We start from the raw sequence: 19418 nt of genomic DNA, 5'->3' as shown, positions 1-19418 counted from the left end.
CGGCTTTAGCCGGGAATACGCCGGCATGGGCAACCTCAGATGTGCGGTGTGACGTCCGACGCTTTCCCGGCTGAAGCCGGTCCCACAGGGTCTGCGGTGATGAATGGGACTGGCATTGGCCAGGCAGTCGCACGCCGCACAGAATTCCAGTAAAGGGTTTTCATGAGCAGCATTTTCAACGGGCCTTACACGGCTATCTCCAGCGCCGGGGCATTCGGGCCCCAGTGGCTGGAGCAGCTCGTCTGGCAGTTGCTGTTTGTCGACGGAGAACTTGCTCATTACCGGGTCACGCTGACGTCGGAAGATCGCCACTGGCGCATCGTTCGTCCTGCTCCCGACACCCCGATCGCTGCGGTCCGCCGTCTGGAACATGAATTTTCACTGGCCCCCCGGCTGATGCCGCAATGGGCCGTACCGCCAGTGGCGCTGCTGTCTGGGTCAGAAGGTACGTTGTTGGTCCTGGAGGATGCCAGCGGCGTGCCCTTGCATGATCAACCCGACGCGCCGCTATCCATCAAGGCCTTTTTGCAGCGGGCCATCGCTGCCGCTGCCGCCGTAACAGGCGCGCACCAGGCGGGCCTGCTGCACCGCGATATCAAGCCGTGCAACCTGATCGAAGACGCAAGCGGCGGGGTGCGGCTCAGCGGCTTCGGCTTGAGTGTTGATGAGCAGTTGGCGCCGCAGCTGCCGGTGTCCGACGTCACCTGTGGCTCCCTCGGCTACATGGCGCCCGAGCAGTCGCAGCGGCTGCAGCGTCGGACTGATCAACGCAGCGACCTCTATGCGCTGGGCATGACTTTTTATGAATGGCTGGCCGGCCGACTGCCGTTCGAGGCCGCCGATGCGGTGGAGTGGGTGTACTGCCACGTGGCGCGCATCCCGCCGCCGTTGAGCCAGCATCGTGGGGATATCCCCGCGCCGCTGGCCGGTCTCGTGCATCGGCTGATCGCAAAAAACCCGGAGGAGCGTTATCAGAGCGCTGCCGCGTTGCATCGGGATCTGTCCGAGATGCACCAGCAGTGGCAGCAATTCCGGGACATTCCTGATCTGCAGCCCGACCTGCCTGACGGGCGGCACGACGCATCCGCCGCCTCGCCCAGTCCCGATCCGAAGCCTGCGCCAGGGCTGGAGAGCCTGTCATCTGCGAGCACATCCATCGCCCTGGCCGGGCGCGACGCTCTGGACTTGTCCTCGGTCATGAAATCGGCTCACGCCATGCGCGACGAAAGCGAGCAGGACCGGCTGATCGAAACCCTGCTGCGTAACACCATCATCCATGCCGGTGCGCAACGAGCCTTGCTGTTGCTCGTTAAAGATGAAGCCCCGGTAATCTGCGCAATTGGCCAGGGCGGCGTGGACGGCTTGGGCATCGAACTGACGGACAGGGTTCCCGACAAACAGCACCTGCCGCTGTCGATCCTGTACCGGGTGATGCGCACCCGCCAGCGTCTGGTGCTGGACGATGTCTGCACCGATGCCTACTTTGGCGCCGATGAATACGTGCGCCAGCATCCGGTGCGCTCGGCGCTGTGCGTGCCACTGGTCAAACAGGGCAGGGTGCTCGGCGTACTGTACCTGGAAAACAACCTCGCGCCGGGCGTGTTCACGGTCTGTCGCACCGAGGTGCTGGAACTGCTTGCCAGTCAGGCAGCGATTGCCCTCGAGACTGCGCGCCTGCAACAGGAGTTGGAGCAGGAGAACGCGCGACGCCGGGATGTGGAGATCGCCCTGCGCGGTGCCCGGGCCAGGCTCGCCGAGGTGGCTCAATCCACGGTGATGGGTGAGCTGGCAGCGTCCATTGCCCACGAAATCAACCAACCTCTGGCGTCGATGGTGTCCAACGCGGCCGCCGGGATTCGCTGGCTCAATCGCGACAACCCGGAGGTGGATGAAGCCTTGTCCGCGCTTCGCGACATCGTTGCCGAGGGCCGGCGCGCCGGGGAAATCGTCAATGCGCTGCACAGCTTGGCGCGGCAGGGCCCGCATCACCGGCGCCGGCTGCTGGTCAATGACGTGATTCGCCATGTGGTGGCGCTCACCGGTGTCGAGGTCGAACAGCAGCGGGTCCTTATGACGACGCACCTGACCTGTTCACCGTTGCGGGTCTGCGCCTCCAGCGTGCAATTGCAGCAGGTGGTGCTGAACCTGATCCTCAACGCGCTGGACGCCATGAGCGCAGGGGATCACGTGCTGCGGAGGCTGTCGATCACCAGCGAAGTGGTGGGGCGCGACTATGTGGTGGTCAGCGTTGAAGACAGCGGGCGCGGCATCGAGCCGGAGAACATCAATCAGCTGTTCAATGCCTTCTTCACCACCAAGGACAAAGGCATGGGCATGGGCCTGGCGATCTGTCAGTCGATCATCAGCGCCCACGGCGGCCATCTCTACGCCATGCCGGCGCGCTATGGCGGTGCAACCCTGGTGTTCACTTTGCCCATCCTCGAGTAACGCCAACGGCTCATCGACGTGCGCGCTGTTCAGTACGTCCAATTGAAGACCGGCTCGGCGCACCGCAGAGAGGCACGTCGTCGTACGACTTTTCAGAACGTTTAATACCCTGAAAAGGACTTTAAGCACCGTGCCGAGCAGACTTCACGCACCGCTGACTGTGAAGCTGGAGCGCCTGGCATGACTGCATTCAACCCCTCCCTGAACCCTGAATCCGTTCTCGAGCGCGTCGCCCTGTCGCCGTGGCAGGAGCGCCGGGCCAAGGACCTGATGTCCAGTCAGATGGACAAGGGCCTGTCCATCGCCCGGATTGCCGCCGAATGTTCGCTGTCGCGCAGTCACTTCTCGCGCGCCTTCAAGAAGAACACCGGCCTGTCGCCCCGCGACTGGTTCTTGCAGATGCGCCTGGACAAGGCCCGGGCCTTGCTCGGCGACTCGGTGCTCACCATCTCGCAGATCAGCCTGGATTGCGGCTTTGCCGATCAGTCCCATTTCACCCGGGTGTTCTCCCGCGTGGTGGGGCTGACCCCGTTCAGCTGGCGTCGGACCATGACCCTGTTGTCCGCGAAAGGGTGTGTGGCGCAGAGCGCGCATGCCTGCTGAAGACGGCTATCCTTGCAACTGCGTTTGACGGACGACAGCACCGATGTTCAAGACATCCCCTCGGCGCCGGTGTATAGCTGCGCCGGTCTGGCATCGTCAGGCCTCCCGAAAACGTCAAACTGACATCGCCCAACCGGAATCGCTGAATGAACCGCAACGACCTGCGCCGCGTCGACATGAACCTGCTGGTTATCTTTGAAGCGTTGATGTTCGAGCGCAACCTGACGCGGGTGGCGGAGAAGCTGTTCATGGGCCAGCCGGCGATCAGTGCGGCACTGGCCAGATTGCGCGACCTGTTCGACGACCCTTTGCTGCTGCGCAACGGTCGTGCCATGGAGCCGACCGCCCGGGCGCTGGCCATCCTCAAGGAGCTGCAACCGGCGCTGGACACCATTTCCGGGGCGGTGAGTCGGGCCAAGGAATTTGATCCGGCGACCAGTTGCGACATCTTTCGCATCGGTTTGTCGGACGACGCCGAATTCGGCCTGTTCCCGCCCTTGCTCAACCGTCTGCGTGAAGAAGCGCCGGGCATTATTGTCGTTGTGCGCCGCGCCAACTTCCTGCTGATGCCGGCGCTGCTGGCGTCCGGGGAGATTTCCGTGGGCATCAGCTACACCACCGAGCTGCCCGCCAACGCCAAGCGCAAGAAGCTGCGGGACATCGGCGTGAAGGTATTACGCGGCGACGAACGCCCCGAGCCGTTGACGCTGGACGAGTTCTGTCAGCGGCCGCACACGATGGTGTCGTTCTCCGGTGATTTGACCGGCAATATCGATATCGACCTGGCGAAAGTCGGGCGGGCGAGGAGGGTGGTGGTGGCGGTGCCGCAGTTCAGTGGGTTGCGGGCGTTGCTGGCCGGCACCGAGCTGATCGCGACCGTGCCCGATTACGCTGCCTGCGCGTTGATTGAGGGCTGCGCGTTGCGGGCCGAAGATCCGCCGTTCCCGATCGCGCCTGCGGAGTTGTCGATGGTTTGGGCGGGGGTTCACGATAACGATCCGGCGGAGCGGTGGCTGCGCTCGCGGATCACCGAGTTTATGTCTCAGGAGACGCGGCCTTTGCCGTGAGGCGAGATCTTTAAGATCAAGGGCGTCTGCCTGGGGGCAGACTGTTTCGCCTTCGGCGAGTTACTTGATAAAGCCCCAAGTAACCAAGGGCTTGTGCTCCTGGTTTGGCTCCTCCTTCGTCGGAGTACCCTCACTCCGGTCTCGCTCCGTGGGCCCGCGCCGAACGGACATCCATGTCCTGACGGCGCTCTCGCCGCATCCATGCGGCTCGGCCCACTCCGCGAGACCTGCGTTCAGCCTGCACCCAAGTCGCGATTGGTGGTGACTGAGCCTTTTGCGTACGAAGATCAACAGCAGAGCAACAGCAGAGCAAAGGCTTCCCGGCTGAAGCCGGTCCTCCAGTCGGAGGCGATTCCACAGGGTGTACGCGGTGCTTTGAGTGGGACCGGCTTCAGCCGGGAAGAGGCCAGCTCAGGCGCCGACATTTTCGATCGATCCCACGCTCCGCGTGGTAACGCCGCCTCGGACGCTCCGCGTCCTGCAAAGGATGCGCATCAAGCCGGGGGCGTGACGCGGAGCGTCACAGGATGCATGCCCACGCCGAGCGTGGGCACGATCATCACGCGAGGGCACCCGGTCCACCCGTAGGACCGGCTTTAGCCGGGAAGCCCTTGATCTGCTTTAAACGCGCTTTTGATCTTCAAACACAAAAAGCCCAAACACCGCCAATCGCGACTTGGGTGCAGGCTGAACGCAGACGACGCGGAGTGGGCCGAGCGGCATGGATGCCGCGAGAGCGCCGCTAGGACATGGATGTCCGTTCGGCGCGGGCCCACGGAGCGTCGTCGGAGTGAGGGAACCCGACGAAGTCGGGCCAAACCAGGAGCAGGCACTTTTGCTTACTTTTGGTGCTTTTCAAAAGTAAGTCGCCGAAGGCGAAACAGTCTGCCCCCAGGCAGACGCTTGTGATCTTAAGGATCTTGATCTTGATCTTGATCTGGATCCTCAAAAGCACGTCTGTTCAATACCCATCTCCTTCGCCCCGCCACACTGAATTCATCTGCCACATACCCCGCAAAAACGTGGCCCAAGAAATCAAGGCTGGGCAATGACCTATTCAACCTGCAATGACCGCACACAAGACCTCGGGCTGCTCTTCCTCAGATCCGCCGGCGCACTGTTCCTGCTGTTCGTCCACGGCCTGCCCAAACTGCTGGACTTCAACACCCAACTGACCCTCATCGAAGACCCGTTTCACCTCGGCGCCACCCTGACCCTCAGCATGGCCATCTTCGCCGAAGTCCTCTGCCCGCTGCTGATTCTGACCGGCGTACTGGCGCGACTGGCGTGCCTGCCTATTCTCATTCTTCTGCTTGTCGCGCTGGTCGTGGTGCACAGCGAGTGGAGCGTGGAACAGGGCCAGTTCGGCTGGTTATTACTGATCATCTTCACCAGCGTGCTGATCGCCGGCCCCGGTCGTCTTGCCCTCAACCATGGTTTGCCTGGAGCGCTTCGCTATGCCTGATTACGCCACGACCGCCGACATCGTCCCGACGTCGAAACTGTCCGCCGACGAGATCGTCACCCTGGTGGTCAAGCACCGCATCAAGGCCGGCCTCGAAGCGCACTACGAAGCCTGGCTGCGCCGCATCGTCGCCATGGCCGCCAGCTACCCCGGGCATCTGGGCGTGGACGTCATACGCGGCAAGTCCGACGGTCTGCACATGTTCACCTGCGTGCTGCGCTTCTGTTCGACCGACGCCATGCACAGCTGGCTCGACTCGTCCCATCGTCGCGAGCTGGTGGCGGAGGCGTCGCCCATGCTGGCCGACGGCGATCTCACCGAGGTCAACCCGCACAACGAATTCTGGTTCGTCCCCGCCGCTGAAAACCCGCCGCCGCGCTGGAAACAGGCCTGCGTGACCTTCCTGGTGATCTGCCCGCTGACCCTGCTGATTCCGCTGGTCTGGGGACCGGTGTTTCGCCTGTACCCGCTGCTGGCCCATTACGTCATCAGCACCGCACTGGTCACCGTCACCATCGTTTTGCTGGTGGTGTATGTGCTGATGCCTCGGGCGACGCGGCTGTTTGCGCCGTGGCTGAATGCCCGGCCGGCGCCGGTGACCGGAGCTGATCATGAAGGATGACGACGCCGAACAACCGCCTTCCAGCGACCGCCGCCGTTTCGTCGCCAAAGGCTCGTTGCTCGGCGCGGCCGCTGCACTGTTTTCTTCCATGCCTGCCACCGGCCTTGCCGTCGGGGCGTCCCACTCTTCTGCCAACGGAGGCGCGATGAACGTCGATCTGATTCTCTTCAACGGTAATTTCCACACGGTTGACCAGGAAAAACCCAAGGCCAGTGCAGTGGCCATCAGCGGCGGGAAATTCGTCGCCGTGGGCTCCGACGCCGAGGTCATGTCTCAGCGCGGCTCGGCCACGCAGGTCATCGACATGCACAAGCGCACGGTGATCCCCGGCCTCAACGACTCCCACTTGCACCTGATCCGTGGCGGCCTCAACTACAACCTCGAACTGCGCTGGGAAGGCGTGCCGTCCCTGGCCGACGCGCTGCGCATGCTCAAGGCTCAGGCCGACCGCACGCCAACGCCGCAGTGGGTGCGTGTGGTCGGCGGCTGGAACGAATTTCAGTTTGCTGAAAAACGCATGCCGACCCTTGAAGAACTCAACCAGGCCGCGCCCGACACCCCGGTGTTCGTCCTCCACCTGTACGACCGCGCGCTGCTCAACCGCGCCGCGCTGCGGGTGGCCGGTTACACCCGCGACACGCCGAACCCGCCGGGTGGCGAGATCGTCCGTGACAGCAACGGCGACCCGACCGGCATGCTGGTGGCCAAGCCCAACGCGATGATCCTCTACTCGACCCTGGCCAAAGGGCCGAAGCTGCCGCTGGAGTACCAGATCAACTCGACGCGCCAGTTCATGCGCGAACTTAACCGACTGGGCCTGACCAGCGCCATCGACGCCGGCGGCGGCTACCAGAATTACCCGGACGATTACGCCGTCATCACGCAACTGGCCGAGGCCAAGCAGCTGACCGTGCGCATCGCCTACAACCTGTTCACCCAGAAGCCCAAGGAAGAGCTGGAAGACTTCAAGCACTGGACCAACACCGTGACGCTGCACCAGGGCGATGACTTCCTGCGCCACAACGGCGCCGGCGAGATGCTGACCTTCTCGGCTGCGGATTTCGAAGACTTCCTCGAGCCGCGCCCGGATTTACCAGCGGGCATGGAACAGGATCTCGAACCGGTGGTGCGCCACCTCGTTGAGCACCGCTGGCCGTTCCGTCTGCACGCCACTTATGACGAATCGATCTCACGCATGCTCGACGTGTTCGAGAAGGTCAACCGCGACATTCCGTTCAACGGCATTCCGTGGTTCTTCGACCACTGCGAAACCATCACGCCGAAGAACATCGAGCGGGTCAAGGCGCTCGGCGGCGGCATTGCGATTCAGGACCGCATGGCGTTCCAGGGCGAATATTTCGTCGAGCGCTATGGGGCCAAGGCCGGTGAACACACGCCACCGATCAAGCGCATGCTGGCCGAAGGGGTGCCGGTGGGCGCGGGGACCGACGCCACCCGCGTGTCGAGCTACAACCCGTGGACTTCGCTGTACTGGATGGTCAGCGGTCGCACCGTCGGCGGCCTTGAGCTGTACCCGGAAGGCCTGTCCCGGGAAACCGCGCTGGAGCTGTTCACCCGTGGCAGCGCCTGGTTTTCTTCCGAGCAGGGCAAGAAAGGCCAGATCAAGGTCGGCCAGCTGGCGGACGTGGTGGCGTTGTCCCAAGACTTCTTCAGCGTGCCGGAAGAGTCGATCAAGTGGATCGAGTCGGTGCTGACCATCGTTGACGGCAAAGTGGTGTACGGCGCCGGCGAGTTCGACGATCTGGCACCGCCGAGCGTGCCGGTGCTGCCGGACTGGTCGCCAGTCTCCAAGGTGCCGGGCCACTGGCGTCAAGGCGCACCGATGGCAGCGGCTGTTCACCAGTGCAGCGGTCCCTGCGGCGTCCATGCCCACAGCCACGACAAAGCGCGTCAGTCGAAAGTGCCGGTCAGCGACTTTCAGGGTTTCTGGGGCGCGTTTGGCTGTTCGTGCTTCGCCTTCTGATCAGCGCCTCAAAAGGGCAATTGAAAAGAGCATGAAAGGCCTCGTCGGCGCTGATCGGCGGGGCTCTCCGTCAGCGTGATGCGCTGGCCCTTGTACTCATCTGTCACCCACTCAATGGAGTCAATCATGACCGTTCCCTACAAGCGTCTGAACAAAGATGATGCCGTCGTTCTGCTGGTCGATCACCAGACTGGCCTGATCTCGCTGGTCCAGGACTTCACGCCGAACGAGTTCAAGAACAACGTGCTGGCCCTGGCCGACTGCGCCAAGTTCTTCGAGCTGCCGACCATCCTCACCACCAGCTTCGAAACCGGCCCCAATGGCCCGCTGGTGCCCGAGCTCAAAGCCATGTTCCCGGACGCGCCGTACATCGCCCGCCCTGGCCAGATCAACGCCTGGGACAACGAAGACTTCGTGAAAGCGATCAAAGCCACCGGCCGCAAGCAGATCATCATCGCTGGCGTCGTGACTGACGTTTGCGTGGCGTTCCCGACCCTGTGCGCGCTGGAAGAAGGTTTCGACGTGTTCGTGGTCACCGATGCGTCGGGCACGTTCAACGACGTGGTGCAAAAAGCCGCGTGGGCACGTATGAGTGCCGCAGGCGCTCAACTGATGAACTGGTTCTCGGTAGCGTGCGAGCTGCAGGGCGACTGGCGCAATGACATGGAAGGTTTGGCGAACCTGCTGTCCCAGCGCATTCCGAACTACCGCAACCTGATGAACAGCTACTCGGCGTTCACCGCCAAGTAACACGCTGCGCGCCGCCTTTTTGCGGCGCGCACCCTCCCGAAGCAGCGGTAACCGTGACAAGATTGCGCGCGGTTACCCCTTATTTAGAGAGGGCGCGGCCCCGCCACGCCATCCAGCGCTGGCTGATCGGCCGCTGCCCCCACTTCTGGAGAAAACAACATGGCTCAAGCATCTGCATCCGTGCACATCCCGGTCTCGGCCGACAAGGTCTGGGCACTCACCGGCGGCTTCCATTCGCTGCACGCGTGGCTGCCGTTCATCAAGAGCAGCGAGTCACTGGAAGGCGGGCGCGTTCGTCACCTGACCACCGACGACGGCGCTGAAATCATCGAGCGCCTGCAGACCTACGACAATTCGGCGCGCACTTACAGCTATTCCATCGACAAGGGACCGTTTCCTATCAAGGACTATCTGGCGACGTTCAAAGTCAAAGAGGATGGCGCCGACAGCACCTGGGTGGAATGGTCAGGCGTCTTTACGCCGGACGGTGTTTCCGATGGGGAAGTCGAGGAATTGTTCAAGGGGGTTTACGAGGGGGGGCTTGAGGCGCTGAAGGCGAATTTCTAAATCGGTGAAACGTTAAGCCGCCGATAATCGCGGGACCGCCAGGCCGTTGCGGCCTGGCATTTCGGTGCCTTGCTTGAATCGTTGTTGCGTCAGGCGTTCAGCGCCTCAGTGATGTTCGGACACCGTCGCTGCATTGATCAGGTCGTACAGGGCGAACGCGCGGTTGACCAGGAAAACGGTCACGGCGGTGAGGGCGAGGGCGTTGATGATGTGCAGGGTCATGGGGCTAAGTCCGTGTCGGGTCTGGGATGACGCGATGTTACGCGAGCCCTGCCGAAGCTGAAGACAATAGGCTTCATGGTCTACATCACCGGTAATGATGGGCAGCGGTCGGGAACGGCAAAAGCGGCTAAACGGATGAACTATTGCGGCAGGATTCTGGTCGGCTCTACACACTTATCAGCCTGGAGCCTGCCATGCAGCCTTATGTCATTTGCCACATGATGTCCTCCCTCGACGGTCATGCCCTCACCGACGGCTGGGATCGTGCGTTCAAGAAAGACGCCGGTGACCTGTACGAAAAGCTCGCCCAGACGTTCGAGTTCGATGCCTGGATCTGCGGGCGCGTAACCATGCAGGAAATTGCCCATGACGAGGGCTATCCAAAAGGCCTCGCCTCGGGGCCGATCGAGCGCAGCCATTATTTCGCCGATCGCAACGCCAAGGCCTACGCCGTGTCCATTGACCCCCAGGGCAAGGTCGGCTGGAAGAAGAATCAGGCGCTGGATTCCCATGTCGTCGAAGTGCTGACCGAAGGCGTGTCGGATGACTATCTGGCGTACCTGCAGTCGATTCAGGTGTCTTATATTTTTGCCGGGAAGAGCGAAATCGATTTGCAGCAGGTGGTGCAGATCCTTTCGAGCGAGCTGGGCTGCAAGCGCCTGATCGTCGAGGGTGGCCCCCATGTCAGCGGTTCGTTCGTTAACGCCGGGTTGGTCGATGAGGTCAGTGTGCTGATCCTGCCGCTGATCGATGGGCGAGGCGAGCATCCGGCGTCGTTCGAGGTGTCGACCGAGGCTTGGAAACAACCGGCTCATTTGAAGTTGACGTCGGCAGAGGTTCAGGACGGCGGTGCTGTCTGGCTGCGTTACACCAAGGCCTGACGCTGGGGGTGGAGCGGGGCTGATGCAGTCCCGCTTCAGACAGGGAGCACCCGGGGAAATCGATCGGAAACGAGAAAGGCCAGCTAAGCGCTGGCCTTTTCGTTTACTTCTGTCTGGCTCCACGACCTGGACTCGAACCAGGGACCCAGTGATTAACAGTCACTTGCTCTACCAACTGAGCTATCGCGGAATGCGCGCTATCTTACTGATTGGAAAAGGGAAGTCAAGCAAGAGGGCTAAAAAAATTACCAGGTGGGTGTCGGGCGGCTCCGGCCTGGCTCCATTGTAGACGACACTATCGCGCCCGACTCCAATCAGTGTAAGAACGCGCTTGCCCGCGAATGCGGTGTGTCAGCTGGCAGCGATGTCGAATGTGCCGACACCTTCGCGGGCAAGCGCGCTCCTACAGGGGCCAATGCTGGCCGCACTATTGTTCATTCGGCCAGCACGGAAACTGGCCCGGCTCAATAGCGCCAGGTCAGCGAAGCGGTCAGGTTGCGCGGGGCGCCGTAGTTGCTGGCCGTGCCGCTGTACAGCGAGGTCAGGTATTTGCGGTCGGTGACGTTGTTGAAGTTCAGCGCCGTGCTCCAGTTGCTGTCGATGTCGTAGCTGGTCATCAGGTCGACCAGCGCGTAGGCGTTCTGGCGGATAACGCTGTAGTTGTCGTTCTGAATCCCGCTCTGCCAGCTGACCCGGGTGCCGATTCTGGCTTGGGGCAGACTAGGCAGTCGGTAGCTGGCCATGCCGCGAAAGGCGTGGGTCGGCACATAACGGCGGGACTTGTCGCCATCGTCGTTTTCGATGTGCACATAGGTGTAGCCCGCCAGCAGGTCGAGTCCGGGCAGTGCCTCGCCCGACGCTTCCAGCTCAATGCCGTGGCTCTTGTAATCGTCGGTGAAGTAGCGGAACTGCGAGCCCACCTCGATGAAGTCCGCCGACTGGACGTTGCTCTGTTTGGTCTTGAACACCGCGGCGGTGAGGTTCAGGCGATCATCCATCACGCTGCCTTTGACGCCGGCCTCCAGGCTCTTGCCTTCCAGCGGCGCGAGCACTTTGCCGTCGACGCCGACCGTGCCGTACTGCGGATTGAAGATCTGCGTCCAACTGGTGTACACGCTCCACTGCGGGGTCAGGTCGTAGACCAGGCCGGTGTACGGCGTGACCTTGCCGTGTTCGCGCTGGGAGTGATCGGTGCCGTAACTCTCGCCCGTGCCGTCGGCGCTGAGCATGCGCGCACCGGCGATCCAGTGCAGATCGTCCGCCAGGCTGAAGCGCGCGCCGGCGAACAGGCTTTTCTGCCGGTCCTCAAAGTTCTGAGTGTTGGTATCACGGGTGTAGTCAAACTGCGGCGTCGGCGTGATGCCGCCAAGAATGCCCGCGAACGAGGTGTTGAAGTAGCCGGTTTCAGCCGCATCGTATTCCCGGGCTTTCTGGTGCGTGCGGCCGTAGGCGGCGCCGAAAGTCAGCTCATGGTCGCGGCCGAACAGGCTGAACGGTCCGGAGACTTTCGCTTCGCCCAGCAACTGATGCGCCTTGCTGGTGGTGTGGGCGGCGAACACCGAGGCGTCGTCATCGGTGACACTCGAGACGTACAGCATGTTGGTGTCCTGGTATTCCGTAATACCGGTGCCGGTGAGCGTGGCGTTCCAGCCGTTGCCGAAGTCATGCTTCCATTCTGCAAACGCCCGCTGGGTGTGCATGTTCCAGTAGGTCCACGGCTGGCCGACGTTGGACGAGCGGCTGCTGTAATGGATCGGGTTGTTATTGATGTCGACCAGCGGCAGGTTGCCCCAGGTGCTGCCGTTGGAATCGCTGTTGTGCTGAGTGAAACCCACGGTCAGGGTGTCGGCGTCGGACAGGTCGAACGCCAGCAGACCGGCGGCGACGTTCTTCTCGTGGCTGTAACGGTCCATCCACGAATTGCCCTTGTCGTGGGCATAGATGAAGCGGCCGCGCACGTTGCCGGTATCGGTCAACGGCCCCGATACATCGATGTCGATGCGCCGGTTGTCCCACGAGCCCACGCTGGTGTCGATCTGCGCCTGGAAATCCCGGGTGGGTCGTTTGCGAATGAAGTTGACCGTGGCCGACGGATTGCCGGTGCCGCTCATCAAACCGTTGGCGCCGTGGAGCACGTCGATCTGCTCGAACTCGGCCATGTCCAGATCACCGATCATGATCGTCTGGGCGAAGGGCATGCCCATGCCGTCGTACTCGAAACTGCCGATGTCGAACCCGCGGGAGGTGAACTCCGTGCGATCGCTTTCGCTTTGCTCGACGGTTACCGACGGCGCCGAGCGCAGGGCGTCCTTGACCCCGTTCATTTTGAAATCGTTCATCTGCGCGCGGGTGATGGTGGTGATCGCCTGGGGGGTCTGCTTGTTGGTCAGCCCCAGCTTGGTGGTACTCGAAGAAGGCCTGCCCTGATAGCCCACGCTTTGCCCGTCGTCCGGTGCGGCGGTGTCCTGAATCTGCATCGCCGGCAACGTGACGTCGTCGGCTGCGTTGGCGGCGGACATAGCGGTGACGACACCGGCCAGAAGAAAGGAGGCGGGGAGGCGAGGGATCACAATGGGCGTTCCTGAAAGCACGTGGGGAGCGCGATTCTGAATCAAGATGCGAATCATTACCAGATATGACTAAGATGAATTTTCACATCTTTTTCACTTTTGGGGGCTCTGGAGTGCGCCTTCAGAATTGAGTGCATTCAGTGAGCTTCGAATCGGCCCTTAAAAGAAGGACCGGCTTTAGCCGGGAGAGCGTCGGATACCGTGCTGCAAATCAATGCTGCTGAAACTTGACATTGCGTCTATGGATGCAAATGAATTAATGTTGCGTCTACAGAAAATTTCTGCCGTGATCAAGAGGTAACTCCATGAGCATCGCCACTCCAGTGCGGCAACTTTCGAAGTCCGAGTGCGTGGTGGGTTTGCGCGCGGCATTGCGGGTGCTGGACAAGTGGAAGGCCACCAGTGATCAGGCCTGTCAGATTTTGCGTATTTCCCGGAGCACCTACACTCGCGCCCGCCAGGACGATGCACAGTGGTCGGTAGCGCTGGATCAGGACCAGATGCAACGGGTCAGCTTCGTGCTGAACATCCACGCCGCCCTGCGGACCCTGTTCGATAACCCCGACAATGCCTACGGTTTCCCGTCGATGGAAAACCACAACGATTTCTTCAACGGCAGAAAACCACTGGACGTCATGGCCCAGGGCGACATGATCTCGCTGTACGAAACCTTCCGCCGCATCGACACGCTCCGGGGCGCCCAATGGTGACGCCGGACGCGCTTCCCGCGCTCGCCGGCGAAACGCAGCAGGGTTATCGACTGGTCAATTCCAAGTTCCCCCCGATCGAACTGTTCAGCGACGTCGCTGATGCCGCCGAGTTCGAGACGCTATACCGCATTCAGGCGCTGACCAATCCGCGCCTGCAGAACGAAGTCGGCCGCATCGAGCTGATTCCCCTGGCCGAAATCCCGTTCGGCATCCCCGGTTGTTCCTACGCCGTCGCGCCGTTCACCCATGTCAATCCTGCGGGCTCGCGCTTCAGCAGCGGCGGGTTCGGCGTGCTGTACCTGGCCGACACGGTCGACACGGCCATTGCCGAAGTGCGCCACCATCAGCAGCTGTACTGGTCGCGGGTGGCGACGCTGAAGTACGAGCGCTTCGTGTTCCGCTGCCTGAGTTGCAGCTTCAGCGAAGAGGGCAGCGTTGACGCCACCGCCATTCCGCTCTCCGACCCCGTCTATGCGCCTGACGACTACGCGCAATCCCATGTGCTGGGCAAGGCCGCGAAGCAGGCCGGGATGTCCGGGTTGCGTTATCACTCGGTGCGCTCGCCGGGCAATGTGTGCTGGGCACTGCTGACCCCGCGCCACGTCGCGTCCATCGTGCAAAGCGCCCATTACGAGATGATCTGGAGCGGCGAGGTCATCGGGATCAACCGGATTTCGAACGCCTAGACGGTTGTCGATCCCGATGCCGCGCAAAACATCGAACTCATCCGCCGCCCTGGAAGTCACTCGATCATTGGAGATGGAGGAGCGTATTAGGCGCGAAGAAGGGGAGGTGCTGTGTTAGACGATGCTGCTTTGAACGGGCCCGGAAAAATCTTCGTGGGCTGTGCCGGCTGGAGTCTGGGCCGCGAGTATGCGCCGGCGTTTCCGGGGGACGGCACCCACTTGCAGCGCTACGCACGGCAATTCAACTCGGCGGAGATCAACAGCTCGTTCTACCGGCCCCATCGTCCGCAAACCTACGCGCGCTGGGCCGACTCGGTACCGGCGAATTTCCGCTTTTCGGTGAAACTCCCCAAGCTTATTTCCCACGAAAAACGCTTGCAAGACAGCGACCAGGCGCTGGACGAATTCCTCGGTCAGTGCCTGGAACTGGGCGATCGGCTGGGCTGCCTGTTGCTGCAAATGCCACCGTCGCTGGCGTTCGAGCCACCGGTAGCGGAGGTGTTTTTCACCCGGCTGCGCGAGTGCTTTGCGGGGCAGGTGGTTATTGAGCCGCGCCATGAAAGCTGGGTGCAGGGCGAGCCAATGCTGACGCACTACCGCATCGCCCAGGCACGTGTCGATCCGTCCAGGCTCAGTAACGACGGCCAACCGTCAGGCTGGGCGGGATTGCGTTACTGGCGGCTGCACGGCGCGCCGCGCATTTATCACAGCGCCTACGAAGAGGATTATCTGATCCGTCTGGCCGCCGAGCTGAAGAGTGGAGCGCGAAGCGGCGAGCCGACGTGGTGTATTTTTGACAACACTGCCAGCGGCGCCGCTACCGGGAATGCGCTGAGGCTGATCGAGCTACTGGGTGAGCCACAATGACCTTCTCCCGGAACGCCCGAGCCAGACGGGTTCAGGCGATACCTGGCAGCGATCTGCAACGCTGATTTTCGTTAGGTGTGAGTTAATTGGCGCGCGAGTTGTTAAGCGTCATAGCACGATGCCACAATCTGCCCTTTTCCAGTGCCAGGCTCGGGCGAATTCGATGTACCTCCATGATTCTCAACCGGCGCGCGAGGACCTGATACGGGCCCAGGTGCGCAATGATCGTTTGCAGTTGCTCTTCCGTCAGAGTTTTTTCTCTGTGTTCGGCAGCGCGCTGGCGGCTGTGATGCTCTCGTGGATCTGCTGGGAGCGCCTGGAACAATCAATGATTCTCTGGTGGCTTGGGCTGCTGGGCGCCTCGACCGGCTTGCGCCTGATCATGTTGGTCACCTACTTCCGGGTGCCGGAATCCGTACGGACCCCCGAACGCTGGGAAACCACTTACTGGGTCACGCTGGTATTGTCCGCCGGCATCTGGGGCAGCGGCGCGCTGGCGCTGATGCAGGCCGGGGATATGCTGATCCAGACGTTGGTGCTGTTGTTCACCGTGGGCATGTCGGTGAGTGCGGTCTCCTGCTATTCGGCGTACCGCTCGATGACCCTGGTGTCGATTGCGTTAGTGCTGCTGCCGTGCTCGATCTGGCTGCTGTTTCAGCCCCAGACCGCGCAACAGGGGATGGCAGTTGCGTCGCTGATCTTTGCCGGTTTTGTGGCGAGCGCAACGCGCAAATTGGGCCGGGCCATGGAGCGGGCCTTTCGCCTGAGCCGCGAAATGGAACATGCCCATCGCATCGCCGCCCATGCCGCGCAGACCGACGAGCTGACTGGACTGCAAAACCGGCGTGCTTTCTTCCATCGCGCCGAAGGTGTGTACGAGACCTGCAGGCAGGCCCATCTGCCGCTCTGCGCCCTGATGCTGGACATCGACCATTTCAAACGCATAAACGACGGCCACGGCCATCAGGCGGGTGACGACGTCCTGCGGCAGATCGGCAGGGTCATCCGTCAATCCGTGCGCGACGCAGACGTTAGCGGCCGCCTGGGCGGAGAGGAGTTCGCGCTGCTGCTGGCTAACACTCCGATTGACGTGGCGCGAGTCATTGCCGAGAGACTGCGCTCGGCCATCGCCGACATCACCTGCCTGCACGACGAAGGTGTGACCGCGAGCCTGGGCATTGCAGAGCTGAACCACCTCGATCAGGACTTGCATGGGCTACTGGCTCTCGCAGACAAGGCGCTGTTCCGGGCCAAGGCATCCGGTCGCAACCAGACTGCGGTGGGCTAGACGGAGCCTCTGGCACGGGGTCGGCCGACGGTTTTCGTGTCACACGGACGTGACATTTATCTCGACGCTTCTCATTCGGCGGCGGCTGTGGCGTAGTGTGTCCAGCCTGTTTGGCACGATACCGACTGGAAGAGGTAAATGAGATGACCCTGCAAAACCGCCTGGACAACCTGTACCCGCGCGCCGACGAGATCCCTGAGCCGTTTCGCGCAGGCCCGGCCATCGAGCAGCGCGATTACCTGGTCAACGGCGAACTGCACCAATGGCAAGGGCCGTTGGCGCCCGTGTTAAGCCCGGTCTCGCTGAAGACCGACGCGGGCCTTGAGTCCGTGGTGCTGGGCAGCACGCCGCTGATGGACGCCGACACCGCAATGACCGCGCTGGACGCCGCCGTCAAAGCCTACGACCGGGGCCAGGGCGCCTGGCCGACCATGCGCGTCGCCGACCGCATTCATCACGTCGAGACATTTCTCAAGCTGATGCGCGAGCAGCGCGACGCCGTAGTCACGCTGCTGATGTGGGAAATCGGCAAGAACCTCAAGGACTCGCAGAAAGAGTTCGACCGCACCTGCGATTACATCGTCGACACCATCAACGCCCTCAAGGAACTGGACCGTCGCTCCAGTCGCTTCGAGCTGGAACAGGACACCCTCGGCCAGATTCGCCGCGTGCCCCTGGGCGTGACCCTGTGCATGGGCCCTTACAACTATCCGTTGAACGAGACCTTCACCACGCTGATTCCGGCCCTGATCATGGGCAACACCGTGGTGTTCAAGCCGGCCAAGTTCGGCGTGCTGCTGATTCGTCCGTTGCTCGAAGCGTTCCGCGACAGCTTCCCGGCCGGGGTCATCAACGTGATCTACGGCAGCGGGCGCGAGACGGTCAGCGCGCTGATGGCCAGCGGCAAGATCGACGTGTTTGCCTTCATCGGTACCAACAAGGCGGCCAGCGCCCTGAAAAAGCTCCACCCCAAGCCGCACCGTCTGCGCGCCGCGCTGGGTCTGGACGCGAAGAACCCGGGGATCGTGCTGCCGGATGTGAACCTGGACAACGCGGTGACTGAAGCCATTACCGGCTCGCTGTCGTTCAACGGTCAGCGTTGCACCGCCTTGAAGATCCTGTTCGTGCACGAAAACGTGGTCGGCAGTTTCCTCGAAAAGTTCGAAGAAAAACTCGCCCAGCTCAAGCCGGGCATGCCGTGGGAGCAGGGCGTCTCACTGACACCATTGCCGGAGCCGGGCAAGACCGACTACCTGCAAGGGCTGGTGGACGACGCCGTGAGCAAGGGCGGCAAAGTGGTCAATGAGGGCGGCGGCACGACCCACGGGCAGTTCTTCTACCCGGCTGTGCTGTACCCGGTGACGCCGGACATGCGCGTCTACCACGAAGAACAGTTCGGCCCCGTGGTGCCAGTGGTGGCGTACCGCGATCTGGAAACGGTGATCGAGTACGTGCTGGATTCCGATTTCGGCCAGCAGTTGAGCATCTTCGGCAACGACTCCAAGCAGGTCGGGCGTCTGGTCGATGCGTTCGCCAATCAGGTGGGGCGTATCAACATCAACGCCCAGTGCCAGCGCGGGCCGGACAGCTTCCCGTTCAACGGTCGCAAGAATTCGGCCGAGGGTACGCTGTCGGTACACGATGCACTGCGGGTGTTCTCGATCCGCACCTTGGTGGCGACCAAATTTCAGGAGAGCAACAAGGCGCTGATCAGCGACATCATTCATAACCGTGAATCGACGTTCCTGACCACCGACTACATCTTCTGATTCATTCGCTCGAATTAGCCGCAGGCGCGTTGCACAGCTGATGCTGTTCAACCGCTTGCGGTTTTTTTATATCTGTACTTTAAAACCCGCCGCCACTGTGTTGGGCAGGCATTTTTAATGCTGTAGCCGATCCACTGTCTGGGCTTTTTTTGTAGGAAGGATTCTAGACTTCCGTAGGACAGCTCTCTTCCTCTCTTTGGTGGGTAGAGTTTTGATTCGTAGGGAATTAGCCTTGCCGCTTCCCGAATTCGATGAAAACTTCATCAGCCCATTCTTTGCTCACACTTGTTAAAACTTGACCGCTTGGGGTACGAGCGCTCGGCTGATAAAAAGGCTCCGCGATCCAGATATTCCCCTTTGTGACGTGTGGCATTTTCGACGGAGGAGTTATGGCTTCAAACAGCTTTCAAAATGAAGTGCCCAAGGCCCGGGTCAATATAAAGCTCGATTTGCACACCGGCGGTGCGCAGAAAAAAGTCGAATTGCCGCTTAAATTGATGGTGCTCGGAGATTACAGCAACGGCCGGGAAGACCGGCCCTTGTCCGAGCGCACCAAGATCAATATCAATAAAAACAATGTCGACAGCGTGCTGGCGGAGTTTTCCCCTGCATTGAAACTTACCGTTGAAAACACCTTTGCCGACGACGGTTCCGATGCTTCAGTCGACTTGAATTTCGAAAGAATGAAAGACTTCGAACCGGAACAGGTCGCCAGACAAATACCGTCATTGCGCGCGCTGCTGGCGACCCGCAATCTGTTGCGTGACCTCAAATCAAACCTGCTCGACAACGCAACGTTTCGTCACGAACTTGAACGCATCGTCAAAGACGAAACGCTCAGTGATGAGTTACGCGCCGAACTGGCAGTGCTCGCTGCACCCACTGAGCGTTAATTACCCGGGTCTCTGATAGCAGGTAT

16 protein-coding genes and 1 tRNA gene are annotated in these 19418 nt (G+C 61.4%); 15 read left to right on the top strand and 2 right to left on the bottom strand.

Annotated elements, in window-relative coordinates; translation table 11 throughout:
• Positions 1-162 precede the first annotated feature (162 nt).
• The 9 genes from ACYAR8_RS01950 to ACYAR8_RS01910 all read left to right on the top strand — a co-directional run bounded on the left by ACYAR8_RS01950 (position 163) and on the right by ACYAR8_RS01910 (position 10609).
• A complete protein-coding gene (locus ACYAR8_RS01950) occupies positions 163-2448 on the top strand; it encodes an ATP-binding protein (protein ID WP_463578913.1) in 2286 nt (761 codons plus the stop codon).
• A gap of 180 nt (positions 2449-2628) precedes the next feature.
• Positions 2629-3051: a helix-turn-helix domain-containing protein gene (locus tag ACYAR8_RS01945; RefSeq protein WP_463578912.1), complete on the top strand. Its 423-nt coding sequence runs from the start codon at positions 2629-2631 to the stop codon at positions 3049-3051.
• Positions 3052-3197: 146 nt separating this feature from the next.
• Positions 3198-4118, top strand: coding sequence for a LysR family transcriptional regulator (locus ACYAR8_RS01940; protein WP_463578911.1), 921 nt, complete (start codon positions 3198-3200; stop codon positions 4116-4118).
• A gap of 1048 nt (positions 4119-5166) precedes the next feature.
• Positions 5167-5583, top strand: a complete 417-nt coding sequence (locus ACYAR8_RS01935) for a DoxX family protein (protein WP_074887721.1) — start codon at positions 5167-5169, stop codon at positions 5581-5583.
• Positions 5576-6205 (top strand): antibiotic biosynthesis monooxygenase, encoded by a 630-nt coding sequence (locus ACYAR8_RS01930; RefSeq protein WP_463578910.1) that lies wholly within the window; start codon positions 5576-5578, stop codon positions 6203-6205. Before ACYAR8_RS01935 ends, ACYAR8_RS01930 begins: the two co-directional genes overlap by 8 nt.
• 145 nt (positions 6206-6350) lie before the next feature.
• Positions 6351-8189, top strand: a complete 1839-nt coding sequence (locus ACYAR8_RS01925) for an amidohydrolase (protein WP_463578987.1) — start codon at positions 6351-6353, stop codon at positions 8187-8189.
• Positions 8190-8315: 126 nt separating this feature from the next.
• Entirely contained in the window at positions 8316-8939 is a 624-nt protein-coding gene (gene ycaC / locus ACYAR8_RS01920; RefSeq protein ID WP_463578909.1) for an isochorismate family cysteine hydrolase YcaC, read from the top strand.
• A 159-nt stretch (positions 8940-9098) separates the two neighbouring features.
• On the top strand, positions 9099-9506 hold the full coding sequence (locus tag ACYAR8_RS01915) for an SRPBCC family protein (RefSeq protein ID WP_074887728.1): 408 nt from the start codon (positions 9099-9101) through the stop codon (positions 9504-9506).
• Positions 9507-9922: 416 nt separating this feature from the next.
• Complete coding sequence (locus ACYAR8_RS01910) at positions 9923-10609, top strand: RibD family protein (RefSeq protein ID WP_074887730.1); 687 nt, start codon at positions 9923-9925, stop codon at positions 10607-10609.
• 114 nt (positions 10610-10723) lie between these two features.
• Here ACYAR8_RS01910 and ACYAR8_RS01905 read toward each other — a convergent pair.
• Positions 10724-10799, bottom strand: a tRNA-Asn gene (locus ACYAR8_RS01905).
• A gap of 274 nt (positions 10800-11073) precedes the next feature.
• Positions 11074-13128, bottom strand: a complete 2055-nt coding sequence (locus ACYAR8_RS01900; RefSeq protein ID WP_463578986.1) for a TonB-dependent siderophore receptor — start codon at positions 13126-13128, stop codon at positions 11074-11076.
• A gap of 356 nt (positions 13129-13484) precedes the next feature.
• Between ACYAR8_RS01900 and ACYAR8_RS01895 the strand changes: the two genes are divergently transcribed.
• The 6 genes from ACYAR8_RS01895 to tssB all read left to right on the top strand — a co-directional run bounded on the left by ACYAR8_RS01895 (position 13485) and on the right by tssB (position 19392).
• Entirely contained in the window at positions 13485-13889 is a 405-nt protein-coding gene (locus ACYAR8_RS01895) for an antitoxin Xre-like helix-turn-helix domain-containing protein (RefSeq protein WP_074885669.1), read from the top strand.
• Positions 13883-14575, top strand: coding sequence for an RES family NAD+ phosphorylase (locus ACYAR8_RS01890; protein ID WP_463578908.1), 693 nt, complete (start codon positions 13883-13885; stop codon positions 14573-14575). The genes ACYAR8_RS01895 and ACYAR8_RS01890 overlap by 7 nt, the downstream gene beginning before the upstream one ends.
• Positions 14576-14686: 111 nt before the next feature.
• Positions 14687-15442, top strand: coding sequence for a DUF72 domain-containing protein (locus ACYAR8_RS01885; RefSeq protein WP_463578907.1), 756 nt, complete (start codon positions 14687-14689; stop codon positions 15440-15442).
• A 163-nt stretch (positions 15443-15605) separates the two neighbouring features.
• Positions 15606-16730 carry a GGDEF domain-containing protein gene (locus tag ACYAR8_RS01880; protein WP_108121838.1) on the top strand — a complete coding sequence of 375 codons (1125 nt, stop codon included), beginning with the start codon at positions 15606-15608 and terminating at the stop codon, positions 16728-16730.
• Positions 16731-16873: 143 nt separating this feature from the next.
• Positions 16874-18499 (top strand): NADP-dependent glyceraldehyde-3-phosphate dehydrogenase, encoded by a 1626-nt coding sequence (locus ACYAR8_RS01875; RefSeq protein WP_463578906.1) that lies wholly within the window; start codon positions 16874-16876, stop codon positions 18497-18499.
• 389 nt (positions 18500-18888) lie between these two features.
• A complete protein-coding gene (tssB, locus tag ACYAR8_RS01870) occupies positions 18889-19392 on the top strand; it encodes a type VI secretion system contractile sheath small subunit (RefSeq protein ID WP_074885653.1) in 504 nt (167 codons plus the stop codon).
• The last annotated feature ends 26 nt before the right edge of the window (positions 19393-19418 follow it).

The organism is Pseudomonas sp. HP_01 (assembly GCF_055284355.1).
The sequence above is the reverse complement of the archived record's forward strand: the minus strand, read 5'-3'. Positions and strand labels throughout refer to the sequence as shown.

Bases quoted from the DNA above. Each gene is read 5' to 3' on its own strand.
- ACYAR8_RS01880 (WP_108121838.1), top strand. From the start codon at position 15,606: ATGTACCTCCATGATTCTCAACCGGCGCGCGAGGACCTGATACGGGCC.
- ACYAR8_RS01925 (WP_463578987.1), top strand. From the start codon at position 6,351: ATGAACGTCGATCTGATTCTCTTCAACGGTAATTTCCACACGGTTGAC.
- ACYAR8_RS01895 (WP_074885669.1), top strand. From the start codon at position 13,485: ATGAGCATCGCCACTCCAGTGCGGCAACTTTCGAAGTCCGAGTGCGTG.
- ACYAR8_RS01950 (WP_463578913.1), top strand. From the start codon at position 163: ATGAGCAGCATTTTCAACGGGCCTTACACGGCTATCTCCAGCGCCGGG.
- ACYAR8_RS01900 (WP_463578986.1), bottom strand. From the start codon at position 13,128: ATGTCCGCCGCCAACGCAGCCGACGACGTCACGTTGCCGGCGATGCAG.
- ACYAR8_RS01915 (WP_074887728.1), top strand. From the start codon at position 9,099: ATGGCTCAAGCATCTGCATCCGTGCACATCCCGGTCTCGGCCGACAAG.
- ACYAR8_RS01890 (WP_463578908.1), top strand. From the start codon at position 13,883: ATGGTGACGCCGGACGCGCTTCCCGCGCTCGCCGGCGAAACGCAGCAG.
- tssB (WP_074885653.1), top strand. From the start codon at position 18,889: ATGGCTTCAAACAGCTTTCAAAATGAAGTGCCCAAGGCCCGGGTCAAT.
- ACYAR8_RS01875 (WP_463578906.1), top strand. From the start codon at position 16,874: ATGACCCTGCAAAACCGCCTGGACAACCTGTACCCGCGCGCCGACGAG.
- ACYAR8_RS01945 (WP_463578912.1), top strand. From the start codon at position 2,629: ATGACTGCATTCAACCCCTCCCTGAACCCTGAATCCGTTCTCGAGCGC.
- ACYAR8_RS01930 (WP_463578910.1), top strand. From the start codon at position 5,576: ATGCCTGATTACGCCACGACCGCCGACATCGTCCCGACGTCGAAACTG.
- ycaC (WP_463578909.1), top strand. From the start codon at position 8,316: ATGACCGTTCCCTACAAGCGTCTGAACAAAGATGATGCCGTCGTTCTG.
- ACYAR8_RS01910 (WP_074887730.1), top strand. From the start codon at position 9,923: ATGCAGCCTTATGTCATTTGCCACATGATGTCCTCCCTCGACGGTCAT.
- ACYAR8_RS01935 (WP_074887721.1), top strand. From the start codon at position 5,167: ATGACCTATTCAACCTGCAATGACCGCACACAAGACCTCGGGCTGCTC.
- ACYAR8_RS01940 (WP_463578911.1), top strand. From the start codon at position 3,198: ATGAACCGCAACGACCTGCGCCGCGTCGACATGAACCTGCTGGTTATC.